The organism is Vibrio sp. FF145 (assembly GCF_041439075.1).
Lineage (GTDB): Bacteria > Pseudomonadota > Gammaproteobacteria > Enterobacterales > Vibrionaceae > Vibrio > Vibrio tasmaniensis_A.
This window is the reverse complement of sequence record NZ_JBGONH010000005.1, coordinates 90,821-112,102: the sequence shown is the minus strand read 5'-3', so window position 1 is coordinate 112,102 and position 21,282 is coordinate 90,821. Positions and strand designations below refer to the sequence as shown.

The 21,282-nt window shown below is 43.7% G+C and carries 17 protein-coding genes; all 17 read left to right on the top strand.

All coding sequences use genetic code 11. The features are described 5' to 3' along the window. Nucleotide 1: 1 nt before the first annotated feature. The 17 genes from ACED42_RS03670 to ACED42_RS03590 all read left to right on the top strand — a co-directional run bounded on the left by ACED42_RS03670 (nt 2) and on the right by ACED42_RS03590 (nt 21,263). Nucleotides 2–1,195, top strand: coding sequence for a lipopolysaccharide assembly protein LapB (locus ACED42_RS03670; protein ID WP_032499325.1), 1,194 nt, complete (start codon nt 2–4; stop codon nt 1,193–1,195). Continuing rightward, nucleotides 1,185–2,909, top strand: a complete 1,725-nt coding sequence (locus tag ACED42_RS03665; protein WP_017098885.1) for a GspE/PulE family protein — start codon at nt 1,185–1,187, stop codon at nt 2,907–2,909. Before ACED42_RS03670 ends, ACED42_RS03665 begins: the two co-directional genes overlap by 11 nt. Nucleotides 2,910–2,921: 12 nt before the next feature. Next, nucleotides 2,922–4,145, top strand: a complete 1,224-nt coding sequence (locus ACED42_RS03660; RefSeq protein ID WP_017102915.1) for a type II secretion system F family protein — start codon at nt 2,922–2,924, stop codon at nt 4,143–4,145. A 3-nt stretch (nt 4,146–4,148) separates the two neighbouring features. After that, nucleotides 4,149–4,604, top strand: coding sequence for a hypothetical protein (locus tag ACED42_RS03655; protein WP_017101377.1), 456 nt, complete (start codon nt 4,149–4,151; stop codon nt 4,602–4,604). 79 nt (nt 4,605–4,683) lie between these two features. Beyond that, complete coding sequence (locus ACED42_RS03650) at nt 4,684–5,259, top strand: prepilin-type N-terminal cleavage/methylation domain-containing protein (protein WP_009847857.1); 576 nt, start codon at nt 4,684–4,686, stop codon at nt 5,257–5,259. 34 nt (nt 5,260–5,293) lie between these two features. Beyond that, nucleotides 5,294–5,851, top strand: coding sequence for a type II secretion system protein (locus tag ACED42_RS03645; protein ID WP_017098889.1), 558 nt, complete (start codon nt 5,294–5,296; stop codon nt 5,849–5,851). Nucleotides 5,852–5,990: 139 nt separating this feature from the next. Then, nucleotides 5,991–6,542, top strand: coding sequence for a prepilin-type N-terminal cleavage/methylation domain-containing protein (locus ACED42_RS03640; protein WP_017098890.1), 552 nt, complete (start codon nt 5,991–5,993; stop codon nt 6,540–6,542). Beyond that, nucleotides 6,533–7,084: a prepilin-type N-terminal cleavage/methylation domain-containing protein gene (locus tag ACED42_RS03635; RefSeq protein ID WP_017098891.1), complete on the top strand. Its 552-nt coding sequence runs from the start codon at nt 6,533–6,535 to the stop codon at nt 7,082–7,084. The genes ACED42_RS03640 and ACED42_RS03635 overlap by 10 nt, the downstream gene beginning before the upstream one ends. Continuing rightward, nucleotides 7,084–7,806, top strand: a complete 723-nt coding sequence (locus tag ACED42_RS03630) for a PilW family protein (protein ID WP_009847853.1) — start codon at nt 7,084–7,086, stop codon at nt 7,804–7,806. Before ACED42_RS03635 ends, ACED42_RS03630 begins: the two co-directional genes overlap by 1 nt. After that, the gene (locus ACED42_RS03625; protein ID WP_017098893.1) at nt 7,796–8,233 is read left to right on the top strand and encodes a hypothetical protein; all 438 of its coding nucleotides are present in this window, start codon (nt 7,796–7,798) and stop codon (nt 8,231–8,233) included. The genes ACED42_RS03630 and ACED42_RS03625 overlap by 11 nt, the downstream gene beginning before the upstream one ends. Further along, nucleotides 8,234–12,598 carry a DUF6701 domain-containing protein gene (locus ACED42_RS03620; protein WP_371701443.1) on the top strand — a complete coding sequence of 1,455 codons (4,365 nt, stop codon included), beginning with the start codon at nt 8,234–8,236 and terminating at the stop codon, nt 12,596–12,598. A 148-nt stretch (nt 12,599–12,746) separates the two neighbouring features. Further along, nucleotides 12,747–13,790 carry a rod shape-determining protein gene (locus ACED42_RS03615; RefSeq protein WP_009847850.1) on the top strand — a complete coding sequence of 348 codons (1,044 nt, stop codon included), beginning with the start codon at nt 12,747–12,749 and terminating at the stop codon, nt 13,788–13,790. Between the two features lie 94 nt (nt 13,791–13,884). Continuing rightward, a complete protein-coding gene (mreC, locus tag ACED42_RS03610) occupies nt 13,885–14,772 on the top strand; it encodes a rod shape-determining protein MreC (protein ID WP_012603147.1) in 888 nt (295 codons plus the stop codon). Continuing rightward, nucleotides 14,762–15,250 carry a rod shape-determining protein MreD gene (gene mreD, locus ACED42_RS03605; RefSeq protein ID WP_009847848.1) on the top strand — a complete coding sequence of 163 codons (489 nt, stop codon included), beginning with the start codon at nt 14,762–14,764 and terminating at the stop codon, nt 15,248–15,250. Before mreC ends, mreD begins: the two co-directional genes overlap by 11 nt. Nucleotides 15,251–15,257: 7 nt before the next feature. Next, nucleotides 15,258–15,890 carry a nucleoside triphosphate pyrophosphatase gene (locus tag ACED42_RS03600; RefSeq protein ID WP_009847847.1) on the top strand — a complete coding sequence of 211 codons (633 nt, stop codon included), beginning with the start codon at nt 15,258–15,260 and terminating at the stop codon, nt 15,888–15,890. Nucleotides 15,891–15,910: 20 nt separating this feature from the next. Then, the gene (rng, locus tag ACED42_RS03595) at nt 15,911–17,380 is read left to right on the top strand and encodes a ribonuclease G (RefSeq protein ID WP_009847846.1); all 1,470 of its coding nucleotides are present in this window, start codon (nt 15,911–15,913) and stop codon (nt 17,378–17,380) included. 10 nt (nt 17,381–17,390) lie between these two features. Beyond that, the gene (locus ACED42_RS03590) at nt 17,391–21,263 is read left to right on the top strand and encodes a YhdP family protein (RefSeq protein ID WP_371701440.1); all 3,873 of its coding nucleotides are present in this window, start codon (nt 17,391–17,393) and stop codon (nt 21,261–21,263) included. Nucleotides 21,264–21,282 lie beyond the last annotated feature (19 nt).

The following is a 21,282-nucleotide window of genomic DNA, read 5'->3' as shown; positions in this document are numbered from 1 at the left end:
TATGAGCGTCATTAATAACGCCTTGTCTGAATTGGCAAAAAAAGAGTCAACAGCATCGATTGAAGCTGCGGTGGTACCTAAAGTAAAAACACGCTCTCCATTGGTTTGGGTGGTCGCAGGTTTTACCCTTAGCTTGGCCATGGGGGGCTGGGCTATATCACAAGGCCCTGCTGTCGATAACTCAATATCAACTCGAGATATACAAGTTTCCGTTATTGATACTTCAGAAGGCAATTCAGAGGGTAGTCCTGAAGCGGCCATTACTCAACCTGTATCCTCGCCGACTAAGAAGTTAGTGACGCTAGATTCAGCGAACCTTTCGGCTCACAACACGGCAATACTAAAAAGTACTCAATCTAAATCGGATTCAGTCATTGCTGTATCAACTCAGTCAGTTACAAAGCCTAAAGTAAACCCTGAATCTCAAGCTATACCTAAATCTCAAAGCGCACCTAAAGCTCAAAGTATACCTAAAGAAAAAATAGCAAAGCCAATGCTTGTTGCTAGCGTGGCTAAAAAAGATCCCACACCAGTATCAAATCAACCTGAAACGTCTGGCGATTCAGAAAGCAATGGAATGTTGATTGAGCAGGTGGAACTAACGCCTGAACAACTTTCTATTAATGCTCAAGGCCGAGCTAAGAAGGCTCTTGATGCCAACGATCTTTCTGGAGCGTTGAAAGGTTATAACGAAGCGCTCCGTTATGATCCAAGAAATGAAGATGTCCGTCAGAAACTAGCAATTCTCTATTTTGGTAAAGGTGATACTCGCAAAGCGTATGAGTTATTTCAGTCGGGTATCAAACTCAATATCAACAGTGAAAAACTGCGCCTAGGTTTATCGAAGCTACTTGTGAAAGCCAATCAAGCGGAAGCTGCTTTGAGCCCATTAATACACTTACCGCCTAGTCCAACTCAAGACTACTTAGCAATGCGTGCTGCATTAAGTCAAAAGTCTCAGCAAGAAGATATTGCGCTAGAGAGCTACCAAAAATTGACTGAGGTCGATTCAGATAATGCTCGCTGGTGGTTAGGTTTAGCGATTCAGCAAGAACGTCAGCTTGATTTCATGGCTGCAAAGCAATCATATCAAGGAGCATTGGTTAGAGTTGGGATCTCATCTCAGTCGCAAGGCTTTGTTCGTGATCGCTTAAAGATAATCAATGCTTTAGAGGAGAGTAGCGATGCAAATTAGATTAAGAAAAAGGCTCGGTGATTTGCTCGTAGAAGAGGGCATCATTACTGAAGATCAAGTTGAACAAGCTCTGGCTGCTCAAAAAAGGACAGGCCGTAAGCTTGGTGATGCACTGATCGAGCTTGGCTTTTTATCAGAGCAGCAAATGCTCAGTTTCTTGTCGCAACAGCTTGCTATTCCTCTTATTGATATTAGCCGAGCTAATGTTGACGTCGAAGCTGTGCAGCTTTTACCTGAGGTTCATGCTCGCCGTCTTCGTGCTTTGGTCATTGGGCGTCAAGGTGACACATTGCGTGTTGCAATGAGTGATCCTGCCGATCTGTTTGCCCAAGAATCATTGCTTAGCCAACTAGGCGACTACGCACTCGAATTTGTCGTCGCACAAGAGAGACAATTGGTTGATGGTTTCGACCGTTATTACCGAAGAACCAAAGAGATTGCCTCATTTGCTGAGCAGCTTCATGCTGAGCATAAAGTTAATGAAGCCTTTGACTTTGATATCGCTGAAGAAGACAGCGACGAAGTTACGGTCGTTAAGCTAGTAAACTCGCTGTTTGAAGATGCTATTCAAGTTGGTGCGTCTGATATTCATATTGAACCAGATTCAAACGTATTACGTTTACGTCAGCGTATTGATGGTGTCCTGCATGAAACGTTGTTGAATGAAGTGAATATTGCTTCTGCACTGGTTTTGCGTTTGAAGCTGATGGCTAACCTCGACATTTCAGAGAAACGACTGCCTCAAGATGGTCGCTTTAATATTCGCGTTAAAGGTCAATCGGTCGATATTCGTATGTCGACTATGCCAGTACAGCACGGTGAGTCAGTGGTTATGCGTTTGCTTAATCAATCGGCTGGCCTACGTAAATTGGAGTTGTCAGGCATTCCGAGTGATTTGCTCGTTCGTCTTCGTCATCAATTACGCCGCCCACATGGCATGATTCTCGTAACCGGGCCTACGGGCTCAGGTAAAACAACGACTCTATACGGTGCGTTAAGTGAATTAAACGAACCGGGTAAAAAGATCATTACCGCTGAAGACCCTGTAGAATACCGTCTTCCTCGTGTGAATCAGGTTCAGGTAAACCCTAAGATTAACCTCAATTTCTCAACGATTTTGAGAACCTTCCTACGTCAGGATCCGGATATCATTCTTATTGGTGAGATGCGAGATCACGAAACCGTTGAAATTGGTTTGAGAGCGGCACTTACTGGTCACTTAGTGTTAAGTACTCTGCATACCAACGATGCAGTAGACAGTGCACTGCGTATGATGGACATGGGGGCTCCGGGTTATCTGGTAGCAAGTGCTGTTCGAGCCGTGGTCGCACAGCGGTTAGTTCGTAAGGTATGTACTGATTGCAAGGTTGATGATGAGCTGGATGAAGCGCGTAAGCAATGGTTGAGTGTTCGTTTCCCAAACCAGCGAGGTACGCCATTTATGAAAGGGCGTGGTTGTCAAAATTGTAATTTGACAGGCTACAGTGGTCGTATTGGTGTGTTTGAAATGTTGGAGCTCGATCAGCCTATGATGGATGCGCTTAGAGCCAATGATGCAGTTGGTTTTGCTCAAACGGCAAGGCAGTCTGAAAATTACAAACCGCTGTTAGCTTCTGCGATGGAATTGGCCATACAGGGGGTTGTGAGCTTTGATGAGGTAATGAACCTTGGCGAAGGCGATGCTTCTGGTGCCACTGATCCAATTTATCTGTAGGGGTAGAGTGATATGCCAACTTATCGTTATGTAGGTCGCAGTTCTGATGGCAGTCAAGTGACAGGCCAGTTGGATGCAAATACCGAAGATCTTGCTGCTGACAGTTTGATGAGTAAAGGGATCATTCCAACTTCGATTAAACTTGGAAAAAGTGGCGGTTCAATCCTGGATATGGATGTATCCAGTCTGTTCTCCCCGAATGTGCCTTTAGAGGTGTTGGTTCTGTTTTGCCGACAGTTGTATAGTTTAACTAAGGCGGGTGTTCCGCTATTAAGATCGATGAAAGGGTTAACTCAACATTGTGAAAATAAGCAACTGAAAGTAGCACTTGAAGAAGTGGTCGCTGAACTTACAAATGGTCGTGGATTAGCGGCATCGATGCAAATGCACCCTAAGGTATTTAGTTCATTGTTTGTATCGATGATCAGTGTTGGTGAGAATACAGGTCGTTTAGATCAGGCATTGTTACAACTGGCTGGATACTACGAACAAGAGGTTGAAACTCGAAAGCGAATCAAAACGGCAATGCGTTACCCAACGTTCGTGATTACTTTTATTACAATCGCTATGTTTGTCTTGAATATATTCGTGATTCCTCAGTTTTCGAGTATGTTCGCGCGTTTTGGGGTCGACTTACCACTTCCAACTCGTATTTTAATGGGGATGTCTGAGTTCTTTGTTAATTACTGGGGGTTAATGCTTGGATTAATCTTTGGTCTTGTTTTTGCTTTTAAAGCATGGGTTAAGACAGATAAAGGGTGGGAAAAGTGGGATCGGCTGCGCTTAAAAATGCCAGTGATTGGTGGGGTGGTCAATCGAGCTCTATTGTCGCGCTTCTCACGTACTTTTGCTTTGATGCTAAAAGCAGGTGTACCGCTTAACCAATCGTTATCGCTATCGGCTGAAGCTTTGGACAATCGTTTTTTAGAACTTCGTGTTCAAGGTATGAAATCGGCAATAGAAGCGGGAAGTACCGTTTCTTCTACCGCGATTAACAGCGAGATTTTCACACCACTCGTGATACAAATGATTTCTGTGGGTGAAGAAACGGGTCGTATTGATGAGTTGCTGCTTGAAGTTGCGGATTTTTACGACCGAGAGGTTGATTACGATCTAAAAACGTTAACCGCTAGAATTGAACCTATTCTGTTGACGATCGTTGCGGGAATGGTGCTGGTTTTAGCTCTGGGTATTTTCTTGCCAATGTGGGGAATGCTGGATGCAATCAAAGGTTAGGGGATGCTGAATAACCTACAGCGCTCACGTTTTGTTATTTGGGTTGCGGTTATTCTTTTTCTCGTTATGGGATTGCTTTCTGTATGGAAAACAGTAGAAGAAGAAGCAACGAACACGGCATTAATCGTTGCGAGCAAGCGAATTCTTGAGCAAGCGAATTTGTTCAAACAGCAGTATTTGTTATCTGGTGTGGAGCAAAAGAATGATGCGAAACCGCCAAAGACTTACAGCAGAACGGGGTGGGTTATGCCAATTCAAGACTCGGCTCGAAATTGCGGTTATTGGTTGGAGCAATTATATCCTAAGGGGCGTATTTTAGGTCTCAGCTCTCCAAACATTGAAGACAAAAGTGATAACATTCATTTTCATTGCCGTTATCATTATAGTGATAAGTATCAGATAGATATATTACTCAAAAAAGAAAGATTTAGTGTCAAAGTCAATATATTGGCCTTGTGAACGTATTGGCGCTGTTTTTATGGTTTTATGCATGGTCAAATGTATAATGCGCATTAGCAATTAGATGAGTAGGTAGAAAGTGCTTAAAAATCAAAAGGGTTTCTCCCTAGTCGAGTTAGTCATAGTGATTGTTGTTGTGGGTTTATTAGCTGTTGCAGCTTTACCCCGTTTCTTGGATGTGACAGACGAAGCCAAGAAAGCCAGTATTGAAGGTGTCGCGGGTGGTTTTGCGACAGGAGTACTTTCAGCAAGAGCGCAATGGGAAGCAGAAGCTCGGCCATCAGAAAGAATTGGTGTTGAAACATACAATACTGTAAATTACGATGGTGTTGATTTTTGGCTAACTAGGTCAACAAGTAGCAATGGAAGTACTAATTTTAGAGACGGCTACCCATGGTCTATAAACACAAATTCAGCTTCAGCTCCGTCTAATGATGTGACTGATGCTTCGTGTGTCGATTTAATGGAAAATCTACTTCAGAACCCTCCTAAGGTTGGAACATTAACCAATGTGGCTAATGGTTCGAATTACAAATATTCAGCGCAAGCGGATAATAGCAATGACTACTGCACTTACATTCAACTGGAAGGCGGTACTCAGCATCAATTCGTTTACGAGATTAGAACTGGTCGTGTGACCGTAACACTGCAGTAAACCTGCGTTTAAATATACATAGAGAGAAAAGACTATGAAAAAACAAAGCGGTTTCACCCTAATCGAACTAGTGGTGGTAATTGTTATTCTAGGTATTCTTGCAGTTACTGCAGCACCTCGTTTCTTAAACTTACAAGGCGATGCTCGTACATCGTCGATGCAAGGTTTGCGTGGGGCAATGGCGGGTGCGACGGGTATCGTTTACGGCCGTGCAGCAGTAGATGGCCGTGAAGCTCAAATTAAAACAGGTGATGCGGGAACAACGCCGCAAACTACAGATAACATTGCGATCAATTTTGGTTATCCGACAGCTACGGCAATCGGCGTATTACCTCGTGGCATTGAAACTGCTGTAGTTGGTTTACCTGGTACCGATTGGGTTGTAGTGAATGTGACCGAAACTGGTGTTGTTCCAGACGCTGTCGCTTATTCATTTGCGGGGACTGACCCACTACAAGCGAACAATGGTTTTGTATACGATGCAACTACACCTGCTAATAACAATGGCTGTTTTGTCATTTATGTTGAAGCTGCCAATGCCACAACACCTGCATTTGTTGATGTTGTCACTACTGGTGCGAATGGCTGTTAATAGTATTGTCATGGAATATCAAGGCCAGCATTGCTGGCCTTTTTTCTATCTGAAATTTAGGTAAGCGACAAAGACAACTTCCTTTCCCTGAGTTACACTTAATCTTCAAACTATCAAATATTTAGCGGATTGGATTTCGGTGAATCAATTCAATAGAACATACAGAAACATCGGGTTTCAGCAACAAGGTTTTACTTTAGTCGAGTTAATCATTGTGATCTTGTTGATCGCGATTGTCTCTGCCTACGCTGCTAGCCGTCTTTCTGGAAGGGATAGCTTTTCTGCCTTTGCAGCTCAAGAGCAAGTAACTTCTGTTGTCCGCCAAGTTCAAGTGAATCGTATGCAGTCCAATGTGGACCTTGGGGCCGTCGTTGGAGAGAGCAATTTTATTCTCGCTATCGTTGGGAATTGTATCGGTTCCGAAGTGAGCTGTACCGTGCAAAACCAAGCTCGCAGTGATTGGGTTATGCTCAACGGAGTTAACTTAACGGCTGCATCTGATACCACTCCCGCTATTCCTCTATCTCTAGTTAACTTTGATTTATTAGGTAACCCTACAACAGGTGAAACACCTGCAGGCGTTGTCGTTAACGTTGCAGCTGGTGTGGTGATTACGATTACTTCAAATGTGAATACCTGCCGTGTGGAAATTAACGCGCAAGGTTATGTCGAAAATGGGGTGTGCTCATGAATAGTATTCATAAATCACCTGTAAAAGAACGTGGTTTTACATTAATTGAAAGTGTGATTGTGATTGTGGTTATGGGGCTCGCGATGATGACCATCATAAACTTTTTAGCGCCTCAGGTTAGTCGATCTGGTGATCCTCATTATCAGACTCGTTCAGCCGCGCTAGGGCAAAGCGTGATGTCGATGATTCTTGCTCGAGGGTTCGACGAGAATAGTGATTTTGATGGTGGGGAATTTAGATGCGGTGAGGGGGCGTCTGGTGTGAATTGCACTGCTGAGGCTAACTTTGGCCCAGAAGAGGCTGACATTGCTCTATACAATGATGTCGATGACTATGATGGGTGTTGGGAACCCGGTGCAACTAACGGGTGTCGAGACCTTAATCTATTACTGGATGAAAATGGCGCAACAACCTACAGAAACTACCGCCTAGATGTTGATGTGACGTACCAAATGGTCGATCAACTGAAAAGAATCAGCCTAACGATCTCGGCCTCAAATTATCCTCCTATCGTGCTGGATGCCTATCGAGGGAATTACTAATGAGAAGGCAAGGTTTCACTCTTATTGAAATGATTATCACCATGATTGTTGGTAGTATTTTAGTTGTAGGCATTGCTGGGTTTGTTGAATTGGGTGCGCGTGGCTATGCGGACACCGTAGATAGGCAGCGTTTACAAACTCAAGCCAAGTTTGTCTTGGAAAAAATCACTCGTGAAGTGCGTCATGCTGTACCGAATATGTTCAATCAGAATGCTGTCGTCCCGGGAGCTCGCTGTGTTTCATTTTTCCCTATCGTTACCTCTGGGATTTATGCGGTGTCGGGCGATGATATTCAATTTGTTACGGCTGATAATACACTGACGACAGCTGCGCTAACCCCATTATCTTTAGTGATAAACCCTACAGAGGCGGCGCCGACCAATAATATTTTCCCCTTAGCTACTGTAACTGCAACCAATAATACTTTCTTGCTTGCTAATGAGTCTGTAAACCTTGTGGGTAATTCGGTTTCAAATCGACATTATATTTACAATCCTAATGGCCGCGTCACCTATTGCATTGTGAATGGCCGAGTATGGAGAAGTGAAGGTAATGGCGCGCTAATCCCAATTTCGGATACGGGAGTGACTGGGGATTTAGACTATCAACCCGCAAATGTTCAGCGTAATGGTATCGTCCATCTTGAGTTTGAATTTAGAAACCAAGTCGGGGATGAACTGACCAATTTCCAGCAAGACATACAGGTGATCAATGTTCCTTAAAAAAAGACAAGTCGGAAGCCTGTATATTGTCGTCATCTTTGTCTTGGTGGTGATGGGGTTTCTTGCTACAACCTTAAGCCGCATAGAGTGGTCCAATAATGACGCACATACAAAAGATGTGATTGGTACTCAAGCCCATCTTTTAGCTCATTCGGCAATAGAGCGAGCCTTAATGCAGATATATCCACCTAGAGCCAACACAACGGTTTCATTTGATGTGGCTGCAGAGTGTACAAACTTGAATGGAACAGCAATGAACTTCGCAACGACAATTACATGTGCAGATGTTCAAATAACGTGCTCACCAACAGGTGGTCAACTTGTCGATAGTTCTCAGTTATACACAGTAAGAGCGGTCGCAATGTGCGGAACGGGTGTGAATTTAATGCAACGTAGTCAAGATGTGTGGGTGAGGGGAGTAATATAAATGCGCCTACTTAGTAGAGTTAGCCTCGTATTTTTTATTCTTTTTAGTGTGTTGTTTCAAACTAATGCATTGGCTAATCAGTGTTTATCTAAAGGGGCATGGGTAGATGCTCGAAATGGTTTTTGTTTCACTTTTCAAATTGATTCTGATGGAAAAAATCGTGCTCGTTTGGAAGGAACTTACTATTTCCCAATTTGGACCGATGATACTGTTTATCAAGGTTATAGCTCTAATGTTTATGAAAGAGACTATGTATCAGAAAGAAAACAAAGAACTTTCCAAGTTAAATTTACACGAACTTCAAATTATAATGCTAGGCATATTAAAGGCATAATTACCTACTCTGTTGATGGAGTAGTAAAAGGTTCTCCTTTTGCGATCAATTTGTCTCAAAAAACAGGTGTTGATAAATTTTACCCATATTTGAGATTGAACTTAAAAGGAACACAATTTTACGATAGCGATAAATATTGTATTAGTAGTGGTAGCTGTGGAGCATTACCTCCTCCACCCGTAACAAAATTTGATGATGCTCGCTTTGAGTTCGGTCGTTTGGACTCAGCCAACTGTAAAGCTAGCGATTGCACGATCACCTTCAATAAAACCTATAGAACGACTCCATTGGTATTTCTTATGCCAACGATTGATCCTGTTAATCCTGATAGTGATGCGCCTGCAACACTTTCTATAAAAAACATCAGTTCAACGCAAGCGACATTCCACCAAGAAGTTGCTCCTCAACACTGGAATTACAATCTTGCTTCAAAACCAATGTCTTCGATTAGTTACCTTGTGGTTGAACCCGGCACTATAACATTCAGTGATGGACATAAGGCAATTGCAGGTTACCTCGATACCAAAGCGTATCAAGCGCATGGAAAAAAAAGCGATCCTAAGTGGGAGTCAGTCCCTTATTCAAGGTTTAGCTCACATCGAATAGGGGATGATGATCCCGTTGTATTTGCTCAGATTAATAGCTCGACGAACCGATGGTTAACTGCCGGCATTGATGACGTAAATCAAACGAGTGCCAAATTCTATTTAGAGCTGACTCGTGTGGATACAAATAACCCGCCTTCTCAGCCAGAAAAAATAGCGTTTTTAATTTCAGATGAACATGATGGCACGTCAAACGGAATTAATTATGAGTTTGGCCGCATTTCTCTTGATGATGACAGCGGATCCTCAAAACCTATCCTTAAATCTTGTAATGATATGCATGATCTTGAAAACGAATATCAGTCCCTACCTGGAATTGTCGCAAGTAAAGTCACCCGTAAAGGAGGTCAAGGTGGTTGGTTGAGACTTTGTAGCGTGAAGCATAACGGCAGTGACGATAATGACTATCAAGTAGGACTTGTTGTTGATGAAGATCTGTCTCTGAGTGGTTCAAAAGGATGGAGGTCTCATACTGACGAAAAGATCGGGTACTTTGCTTTTCAAGTCAATAAGCTCCCTAAGTTTACGAAAAACTACTGTTCGGCTTTTCCTTCTGCAGTTCAAGGTTGGAGAAACTCGTCAGGTAGCAGTATTGAGATGTGGAACCAATCTAAAATTACCAATGCGTTATTGGAGGCTGGCCAAAGAAAGGTCGGGTTTGGAAGTGCTCAATTTGGGAATGCAGTGAAATGTGATGGGATATCGTGTACTAACGATCCCACAAAGCAAATCGTCCAATCTAAACTGGATGATTTCCTGATAACAAATTCAGGTAGTGATATCTGGAATACAACAAAAACGTTAACACCTTTATCTCAAAAGAGCTTATCAATTGGTCAGTCAACCGTGACACTGACTGCTGGCGACTACTATTTTAATTCTTTGAATATCAATACCCACTCTTCCTTGAATATTCAAGGGAAGGTGATTATTCATACTCGATACTTAAATTTATCGAATAATTCAAGGATTAATAATTCAGGTAATGCAGATAACCTTGTAATAGTTGGGTATGACCCTACTAAAGGTTCATCTGGACAAACGTGCCCTGCATATGGTTGTGAAATGGATTTATCCAGTCAATCACAAATCAAAGCATTGATTTACAGCGAGGGGGAGGTTCGGTTATCTAATGGATCACATGTGTACGGTGCGGTTACCGTTCGTGACCTTCATATGAGTGGAGCATCTCAGATTACCGGGGAAAGCCAATGTTTTTCTGAGCCAGAGTTGGTTATTACTCCAGGCTCTAGCTCTGGGTTAGCTTGTACCGGTATTCCTATAAACTTTAAGTTGGTCGATAAAATAACCAAGCAACCTGTTAATAATTATACGGGAACTCTTGATGTGACAATTCCAAATAATAGTTCGAGGGATGCGTGTTGGTTAAATTCAGATGGAACCTGTTCTGCATCCTTGAGTCACGATTTCGTAGCAGGGCAGACAGCTACTTACACCAAGTCACTGTCAAGTATTGGCCTATCTCCGGTTTCAATCTCTGCTTCTATTCGGGGGCAAAGTAACATCAGTGCAACCGGTGGACCGTATCAGTTTGTGCCTTACGGATTTAAAATTGAAGATAAACAAAGGGTTGATGGAGGTAAGGGGCAGGTTGCTTTCCGAACATTTGAGACCGAAGTTACTGCAGTAGCATCAGGGGCTTCTAACCCAAGGGCATGTCAGAAAATATCGGATTATGATGGAACTAAATCACTTTATGCTTCCTATGAGCAGATAACTCAAGGCAATAGTGGTTGGAATAATGAGCTATTTCTCAATTCGTATAGCATTAAGATCGGCAGTTCACCTTTAAATGGAACTAAAGTGAACAATATTGTTTTTCAGAATGGTGTTGCAAAACTGACTTCTCAATACTGGTCGGCTGGTCATATAAAACTTCATTTGGCAGATGCTGACTGGCAACCCACGAATCAATCTATACCCAATTGGAAAGGCTTACAGAGTTCTACTGATGTGTATGTTAGGCCATTTGCTTTGGTGAGTTGCCAAGATAACTCCGGTGTACCAAATGCCCCATTCCCTTCCGGTAGCTCAACAGGAGGAGCTTCATTTATCGCCGCAGGTAATACTGCTTACTTAGCGGTTAGTGCGATAGCTTGGGAGCCTAGTGCTGATCGTAATAATGACGGTCTCATTGACAGTTCATTTTCGGGGGATTTATGTAGGGCTCTTTCAGTATCTGGCTTTGATGATGAAGTTGTGTATGTCAATTATGCTCTTGAAAGCCCGAGTAATGGCCATAATGGCGTATTAAGCGTTGGTAATAAAAACAGTGGTGATGAATTGTCACCGCAACCTATCCCTGCTGATATGTGGTTGAATGGCTACGCGTATAAGAGCTTAGCTTGGTCTGAAGTAGGTAGCATTAAACTATGGGCAGACAAACCGGACTACCTGAATGGGATGACGGTGCCAGGTTATAAAACAACCGCTGGTCGTTTTTATCCTAAATATTTTCAAGTGGTGAACAATGCGGTGTGGGATTACCCGGGAAATCAATCATATGCATACATGAATCAGCCTTTTGACGGCGTTACATTTGATGTGGAAGCACTGAGTCTACAACTCACTGCGGTGAAGAACTATGGATATTTTAATCCAACAATTACCGCTAACTTTGCTTTGTATGAGGCTAACCCTGTTTTTGTCAGTCGTTTTCATTCTGGGACTCCGAGTAAGTCGTGGGCTTCCGCCTCGGATAAGAGTATTGGCACATTTACGCTACATGAGAATTCGCCTTCTACTAACTGTGCTAGCGAGTTGTGTTGGGCTAAAGCATCATCGGTTGATGGCTATGAGGATGGACCATTCAATACCGCGGTAAGTGCAATCTCGACGATTTCAATTGATGCTGTGGGGAACAACGTCGATCCTATTAGCTATCACTATAATGGTACTCCTCGATTACTAACGGTTCAGCCTACTATTCGATTTGGTCGCGCTGTAATAGATAGCGTTGGTGGAGTTGCTGGTGGTGGTATGAATATACCGCTCCGCATAGAGCATTGGACCGGAACAAGTTTTGCCACTCATGAAGGTGATAACTCGACGAATTTAGCCGGTATAAATACGGAAGGTGACAACCGAGATCTCTGGGTTGAAACGGGAGCTACGGCCGCTGATGTAAATCTTTTAGGGGGCGGTGGTGTTGTGAATGGTATATCTAACTCTATACAGGTTGTTCAAGCGCCAATAGATCCAGAGGTTAGGCAACAAACACAGGTTTGGTTGGAGCTAAATAGCGGTGTAAATGCCGCTCCTTGGCTCCGTTATCGCTGGCAAGATCCTAACCGGGTGGAAGTTGCTGGTGAAGAAGATCCCTCAACAGTAGTCACCTTTGGCATCCATCGCGGGAACGATCGTGTGATCTACCGAGGTGAAAGTGGCTTAATAGGTCAGCAATAATATGATTTTTTGGCTGTTAAGTTAGGAATCTGTAAGAAATTGTGGGTTTCAGTCCATGTTTATACTTCAATGCCTTGCCGTGACAGCAAGGCATTGGTACATTTAGTGCAATTTTTGTCTTCTAATTCTTGCAGGATGAGCGAAGAATATGTTTAAAAAGCTTCGTGGCATGTTTTCAAACGACCTATCGATTGATTTAGGTACTGCCAATACCCTTATATATGTAAAAGGCCAAGGCATTGTTCTTGATGAGCCTTCAGTTGTAGCTATCCGCCAAGATCGTGCGGGTTCTGCAAAGAGTGTCGCTGCGGTTGGTCACGCTGCTAAGCAAATGCTTGGCCGTACGCCTGGTAATATCTCAGCAATCCGTCCAATGAAAGACGGCGTAATTGCTGACTTTTACGTAACGGAAAAAATGCTTCAGCACTTCATTAAGCAAGTGCATGATAACAGTGTTCTTAAACCAAGCCCTCGCGTATTGGTTTGTGTTCCTTGTGGTTCAACGCAAGTTGAGCGCCGTGCAATCCGTGAATCAGCACTGGGTGCTGGTGCTCGTGAGGTTTACCTAATCGATGAGCCTATGGCTGCTGCGATTGGTGCAGGCCTACGTGTATCTGAGCCAACAGGTTCAATGGTGGTTGATATCGGTGGTGGTACGACTGAAGTTGCCGTTATCTCACTAAACGGCGTGGTTTACTCGTCTTCTGTACGTATCGGTGGTGACCGTTTTGATGAAGCTATCATCAACTACGTTCGTCGTAACTACGGCAGCTTGATCGGTGAAGCAACAGCCGAAAAGATCAAACACGAAATCGGTTCTGCTTACCCAGGCGATGAAGTCGATGAGATTGAAGTACGTGGTCGTAACCTTGCTGAAGGTGTTCCTCGTAGCTTTAGCCTGAACTCAAATGAAATCCTTGAAGCGCTTCAAGAACCTTTATCTGGCATCGTATCTGCAGTCATGGTTGCACTTGAACAGTGTCCACCAGAGCTTGCTTCTGATATCTCAGAAAACGGTATGGTACTGACAGGTGGTGGTGCACTGCTTAAAGACCTTGATCGCCTGCTAACTGAAGAAACGGGTATCCCTGTTGTTGTGGCGGAAGAGCCATTAACGTGTGTTGCTCTAGGCGGTGGTAAAGCTCTAGAGATGATCGACATGCACGGCGGTGATCTTTTCAGCGAAGAATAGTATCTAGTGTTAGGCTCTTTTCTTATCTAGTTTTATGTAAAGAGCCTAACACCTTGTCTATAGGATCAAATGTCGCTCTAGGACCAAATATAGAATGAAGCCAATTTTTGGTAGAGGTCCCTCTCTACAATTGCGCCTGTTTTTTGCTGTAACATTATCAGCCAGCCTTATGCTGGCTGATAGTCGTTTAGATGCATTCTCAAATGTCCGCTATCTATTAAACAGCATGGTTGCGCCAATTCAGTATGCCGCTAATTTGCCTCGCACCATGTTTGATGGCGTATACGACCGTTTTAGTACTCGTAAAGGGCTCATTGAATCCAACCATAATATTAAACGAGAAGTCTTACGACTGAAGAGCGAGCTGATTCTGCTTGAGCAATATCAAGAAGAAAACAAGCGCCTTCGCAAGCTGTTAGGTTCACCGTTTATTCGTGATGAGAAGAAGGTCGTCACAGAGGTTATGGCGGTGGATACTTCACCATACCGACATCAAGTCGTGATCGACAAAGGTCAGATTGATGGAGTGTACGAAGGTCAGCCTGTGATCAATGAAAAAGGCATTGTTGGTCAAGTCACTTTTGTTGCTGCTCATAATAGTCGTGTTTTGCTACTGACTGATGCAAATAACGCAATTCCTGTTCAGGTTATTCGTAACGATATACGTGTGATTGCTTCTGGTAATGGCATGATTGATGAGATCCAGTTAGAGCACATTCCAACCAGTACTGATATTCAAGAAGAAGATCTGTTGGTGACATCTGGACTCGGTGGTGTATATCCAGAGGGTTACCCAGTCGCTTATGTGACTGCCGTTGATTATGACCCGAAGCGCGAGTTCGCCGTTATCAAAGCAGAACCTGTAGTTGAGTTTGATAAGCTCAGATACTTGTTGCTTGTGTGGCCTGATGAAAATAAACAGATGCAAGCAGAGCAATCTAGTATCGAACAAGCATTGTTAGAAGGTGAAAATGGCCAATAGCGTTTTAAGAAGCAAAGTAGTAATTGGCTGCTCATTTTTGATAGCACTTATTCTACAAACGATCCCTTGGCCGGGTAGTTTAGACCTATTCAGGCCATCTTGGTTATTACTGGTTACCTGCTATTGGGTTTTAGCGTTACCTTACAGAGTTAACGTTGGTAGTGCTCTAGTACTGGGCTTATTGTGGGACCTTTTGATCGGTTCGACTCTCGGTATTAGAGGCATGATGATGGCAATAGTAATGTACATTATTGCAATGAACTTCCTCGTGATTCGAAATATGGCGCTATGGCAGCAAGCGATAATCATTGCAGCCTTAACAGTGTTGTTTGAGGTGCTAATATTCTTTGGTGAATATTTGATCCAAGATGTCGTTTTCAATCCGTTATCGCTATGGAGCGCATTGATAAACTGTATACTTTGGCCTTGGATGTTTTTATTAATGAGACGTGTACGTCGCCATTGGCATGTAAGGTAGAGTGACGATGGAAAAGAAACATTTAGTTTTGGCATCCGGCTCTCCACGCCGCAAAGAATTGTTATCTCAACTCGGTTATGAGTTTTATGTCCTTGTAACTGATGTCGAAGAGTGTAAACACGCTCAAGAAACCGCCGAAGAGTACGTTAAGCGACTATCTTTAGATAAAGCCTTAGCTGCGTTGTCTTTATTGAAAGATAACCCTTCTGAAAAACAGCATGTTGCTTCTGGTTCTGATACTGTAGTTGCTAGTTCTCTTGATTCTGAAACAGTGGTTCTGGGCTCTGACACGGTCGTCGTAAGCCAAGGGCAAGTGCTCGAGAAGCCAATAGACCTTGCTGACTCTAAGCGTATGCTTACTCAGTTAGCGAATGATCGTCACCAAGTGATGACGGCAGTTTCTGTTGTATCGGAAGAAAAACAAAAGACAGAAATCATTATTACCGACGTATGGTTTAAACCCCTCAGTGAAAAAGAAATAGAACAATACTGGCAAACAGGGGAGCCATGCGATAAAGCTGGTAGCTATGGGATCCAAGGTTTGGGCGGACGCTTTGTTACCCGAATCGAAGGTAGTTATTACGCCGTTGTCGGCTTACCTTTATTTGAAACGGACCAGCTACTGCAAGAATTCTTATAATTACTAATCTGAGGTGCACCATGAGTGCTGAATTGTTGCTGAACGTGACCCCGAGTGAGACTCGTGTGGCCATGATTGAAGGGGGAGCTCTTCAAGAGATCCATGTCGAACGAGATGCTCGACGCGGGATCGTAGGAAATATCTACAAAGGACGTGTAAGCCGTGTTTTGCCTGGAATGCAGGCGGCATTTGTGGATATTGGCCTTGATAAAGCAGCTTTTTTGCACGCCTCTGATATTGTCCCCCACACTGAATGTGTTGCTGAGAATGAAAAGAAGCAATTTCAGGTTCGTGATATTTCAGAGCTTGTTCGCCAAGGGCAAGATATTGTCGTTCAAGTGGTCAAAGATCCTCTTGGTACCAAAGGTGCCCGTCTAACCACAGACATTACTTTGCCATCTCGTTATCTGGTATTCATGCCGGGCGCAAGCCACGTTGGTGTTTCTCAGAGAATTGATAGTGAGTCAGAACGCAACCGCCTAAAAAAAGTCGTGTCTCGTTACTGTGACGAGCACGGTGGCTTTATCATCCGCACGGCAGCAGAAGGCGCAGATTCAAATGAGTTGGCGCAAGATGCCGCATTCTTGAAGCGATTATGGCTAAAGGTGTTAGAACGTCGTGGTAAGCACAAAGCTCGTACTCGCTTGTATGGTGAGTTGTGCTTAAGCCAACGTATCTTACGTGATTTTGTCGGTACTGAGCTGAGCAAGATTCAGGTCGATTCTCGTCTAGAATATGAAAATCTAAAAGAGTTTACTTCTGAATACGTGCCTGAGCTAACAGACAAGCTTGAGTTGTATGAAGGTGATAAGCCTATCTTTGATATGTACGATACCGAGAACGAAATTCAACGTTCATTGGATCGCAAAGTCGAATTGAAGTCTGGTGGGTATCTGATTATCGACCAAACAGAAGCGATGACAACCGTCGACATCAATACTGGTGCCTTTGTTGGTCGTCGTAATCTAGAAGAGACGATTTTCAATACTAACGTCGAAGCGACACAAGCTATTGCTCGTCAACTTCGCCTTCGTAACTTAGGCGGCATCATCATTATCGATTTTATTGATATGCTGTCTGAAGAACACCGTAAGCGAGTACTTACTTCTTTAGAAGCTGCATTAGACAAAGACCGTGTGAAAACCAACATTAATGGCTTCACACAGCTTGGTTTGGTTGAGATGACTCGTAAACGTACTCGTGAAAGTATTGAGCATATTCTGTGTTCTAGCTGCCCTGCTTGTGAAGGTCGCGGTAGCGTGAAGACAGTTGAAACCGTTTGTTATGAAATTCTTCGAGAGATCACACGAGTGAATCGCGCGTATGACGCCGATAAGTTTGTTGTTTATGCGGCGGCTGCCGTTGCCGAGGCGTTAGAAGGCGAGGAATCTCACGCGCTTGCTGAGCTTGAAGTGTTTATTGGTAAGCAAGTTAAAATCCAGGCTGAGCCTCTGTACATACAAGAGCAGTTTGATGTTGTTATGATGTAATGGATATTTTGTGAGTTCAAGCGTTACTCTGATTCTTCGTACATGTTTATGGTTAGTGGTTACTCTCTTAGTAACACTAGCCATTGCTGTCACTACACTGCGTGTAGCCTTACCCAATTTAAATAAGTATCAATCTGAAATTGAGCTTTGGGTAAACCAACATTCCGGTTTTGAGTTTTCTATTCAAGATGTGGGTGGTTTTTGGCGTAACACTCATCCCTCTATTGCTCTGCAAGGTGTTAAGGCTAGCCTTCCCAACGCAGAAGATGTAGCTTTCTCTGTTGAGCGTGTTGAAGTTGAGTTTGACTTGATTCAATCGGTCGTGCAGATGCGTCCTGTCGTGGCCGATTTGGTCATGAATCAAATGTACCTCGACATCCGCTCAATTGATCTATTTGCCGGGCAAAACGGTAAAGATGTACCTAAAGACCCCGGCTCTTCCAAGCGAGTGATGCAGGAGCTGGACAATTTACTTTTAAAAACTTTGGTGGATGTGACCGCTAAAGATTCCTCTCTTCTATATCGAACTATCTCTGGTGAAGAACGTCAGCTTGATATCGAAACTTTAAAATGGCAAAACTCAGGTAAACATCACCTTGCGGAGGGTGTAGTAAGTATTAAAGACGCTAACCTCAACTCTTTGTCAGTAAGTGCTAACTTTGTTGATGGTGGTTCTTTAACTGATATGACGGGCGAGTTTTATGTCAGCGCGGATAGTATCTCAGTAATGCCTTGGTTAACTCGTTATATGCAGGCAGAATCCGGCATTGAGACGGGCACGGTGAGCTTGAATAGCTGGCTAACGCTACGAAATAGCAAGCCAGTTAGCGCTTATGTTGAGGTATTACCTTCAGAACTGACTTGGAATGAAGATGGTCAGCATGACTTGATGCTTGAGTCGGGTGTTTTTAAATTATCCCCCATTGATGGTGGATGGCAGGTTAATGGTCACTCACTAAATCTAAGAACGGATGACAGGCCTTGGCCTGAAGTTGATGTCGCTTTCAAGTGGAATAAAGGCCCGTGGGAACTTAATGTTTCTGAACTTGATGTTGAAACCATTACTCCGTTGATCAAGTTGATGCCAGATTCTTCGCAATCTACCCAAATGATCAATGCATTGGCACCGGGCGGTATCGTTTCAGACATTCGCGTTGCGATGGACTCTGGAATTGAAAGCTTGCGTTACTCTGCGAACTTTTCCGATTTGGCGATCGAACAATGGGAGTTAGTCCCTGGCTTTAGCCAAGTATCAGGGCATGTGTTTGGCTCGGCTTCGGAAGCGAAAGCCAGCTTATATGTTATTGATGATGTGTTTCCTTATGGTGATGTTTTCCAAGCGCCTCTGAATATCAAACAAGGTCAGGTTGATATTGTTTGGCAGCAAGATGAAAACGGCTGGAAACTGTGGTCGGACAAAATCACTGCAGCCACGCCAGATTTACAAGTACTAGGCGCATTTCGCTTGGACTTTCCAAATAACGCTAGCCCTTACCTTTCTTTTTATGGTGAAGCGGACGCTTACAACGTCGGTGAAACATGGCGCTATTTACCGACATTGGCACTTGGCCAAGACTTAACCGATTACCTTTCAACGGCGATTCAAGCGGGTAAGGCCGACACCGTTAAATTACTCTGGCATGGTGAATTAGCCCAATATCCGTACACCAATCATGATGGCATTTTCCAAGTTTGGGTTGGCTTAGAAGACGCTAAGTTCAGCTTCGATACCGCGTGGCCATTGATAACCGACCTTCAACTTGATCTGTTATTTGAAAATGATGCGATGTATTTAGACTCTCGCTCCGCTCAATTGATGGATGTGGCGGCAGATCGAATCACTGGTCGTATTCCTTATTTAGGGGAAGGCGGTCATATCGAAATTGAAGCTAAAGCAACGGCGTCTGGTAATGCAGTTCGAAATTACATGACTGCTTCGCCACTCGTAGATTCTGTGGGCGCTGCGTTAACTGCGCTTAAAGTGAGTGGTGATGTCTCTTCTGAGTTCCAGCTTAATATTCCGTTTGATTCTGAACAAGAACCTAGAGCGTGGGGATATGCAGATCTGAGTGGTAATCATGTTGAGATTGAAGCTCCACCAATGGTGCTAGAGAACACCACTGGTCGTATTGAATTTGATAATGATGTCGTGACAGCAAGTGGTCTTGCAGCTGATTTGCTTAATCAAGGTATCTCGGTTGACTTTAAAGGTCTTAATGATGGACCTGGCTATGCAGTGGATCTTGATGTGTTAGGTGATTGGGACGTCAATCCTCTAAAGCCGTATGTCGGAGAGCAGTGGTTAAGCCGTTTGTCGGGTCATGCACAATGGCAAAGCCAGATCGATATTCAACTTAATGATATTGGTTTTACTTACCAACTCGACTTACAGTCAGACCTCAAATACTTAGCGAGTGATTACCCATACCCATTAGCTAAAAAGTCATTAGAAAGTGGCTCGGCAAGGCTACAAGCCTCGGGCAATCAAGAATCGATTACCGCGCGTCTGCAATTGCCGAGCACTAAATACCAAGCTGAGATTGATATTTCCGGCGATGTTCCTGAATTAACGGCGACCAATTTAGTCCTTGGTCGTGGTGGCTATAAAATTAGCCCCGTGGTAGGGCACCATGCCTTGATTCGTACCGATAAGTTCAATGCCGATGACTGGCTGTCAGTAGTCATGGAGCCAGTGCAACCATCGGATGCTGTCCTTAGCCAGATGAACACGCCAACCATTCCAGCGCCACGTCGCATCACCTTCGAGAGCAAAGAGCTGATCTTAGGTGGTATTTCTTGGAATGATGTTGATTTTAGCGCTCGAAAAAATAAGCAAGCATGGCAAATGGAAGTGTCTAGCCAAGAGCTAGAAGGGGATATTAACTACCTGCCACCTTATGATTTGACGGTTTCATTGGATCGCCTGCATCTGTTTGTTCCTGGGTGGAGTGACAAGAAAAACCAAGATCAACTGCTACAGCGTAAGGCGCAAGAAGCACCGTTGATCTCTGAGTTGGATAGAAAGCTCCATGATGCGATGCCGAATTTGACGTTGACCCTGAACGACTTCTGGCTTCAAGGCTATAAAGTTGGCAAGGTTGATGTTGAAATGACGAGAAAGGAAGACCGCATTGAGTGGAATAAGATTCAGGTGAGAAGCGGCGGAAATAAAGCGGATATCAGTGGCTGGTGGGAACTGCAAGGCGATAAGAGTCATTCATCGTTAACTCTTGATGTTGAAGGTGAAAACAACAGTGAGTTAATGGAGCGTTTCGGTATTACTTCCGGGATTCAAAAAGCGCCCTTTGAGTTAGAAGGTCAATTGACTTGGGATGGTTCGCCTTGGGGGATCAAAATGGATACCCTTGATGGCAACGTTAAAACCCAATTTGGTAAAGGTATTATCTCGGATGTGAGTGGCGCAGCTCGATTACTGGGGCTGTTTAGCCTAGATTCGATTATCCGTAAGATGCAGCTCGACTTCTCGGACGTATTTGATAATGGCATGGCATTCAACAGCATCACAGGAACTGGCGAGATTCAAAATGGTATCTTTCTAACTAATGATCTGAATATGGATGCGGTCGCCGGTGAGATGAAAATAAAAGGGATCGCCAACCTCAATACACGCGAGGTCGATGCTGAAGTGAACTTCACCCCAGATATTACCTCCGGGATTCCAGTATTAACGGCTTTTGCGGTAACGCCTCAAACAGCGCTATACGTGTTAGCGGTGACTACGGTTATTTCTCCGGTTGTTGAAGTCTTTACCCAAGTTAATTATTCGGTGAAAGGGCCGTTGGATTCACCAACAGTGAGCGAGCTTTCTCGCAGTTCTGGAGAATTCCAGCTACCAGAAAAACTCAGAAAATTAGCCGAATAAGCCTTAAATTAGCCCAATA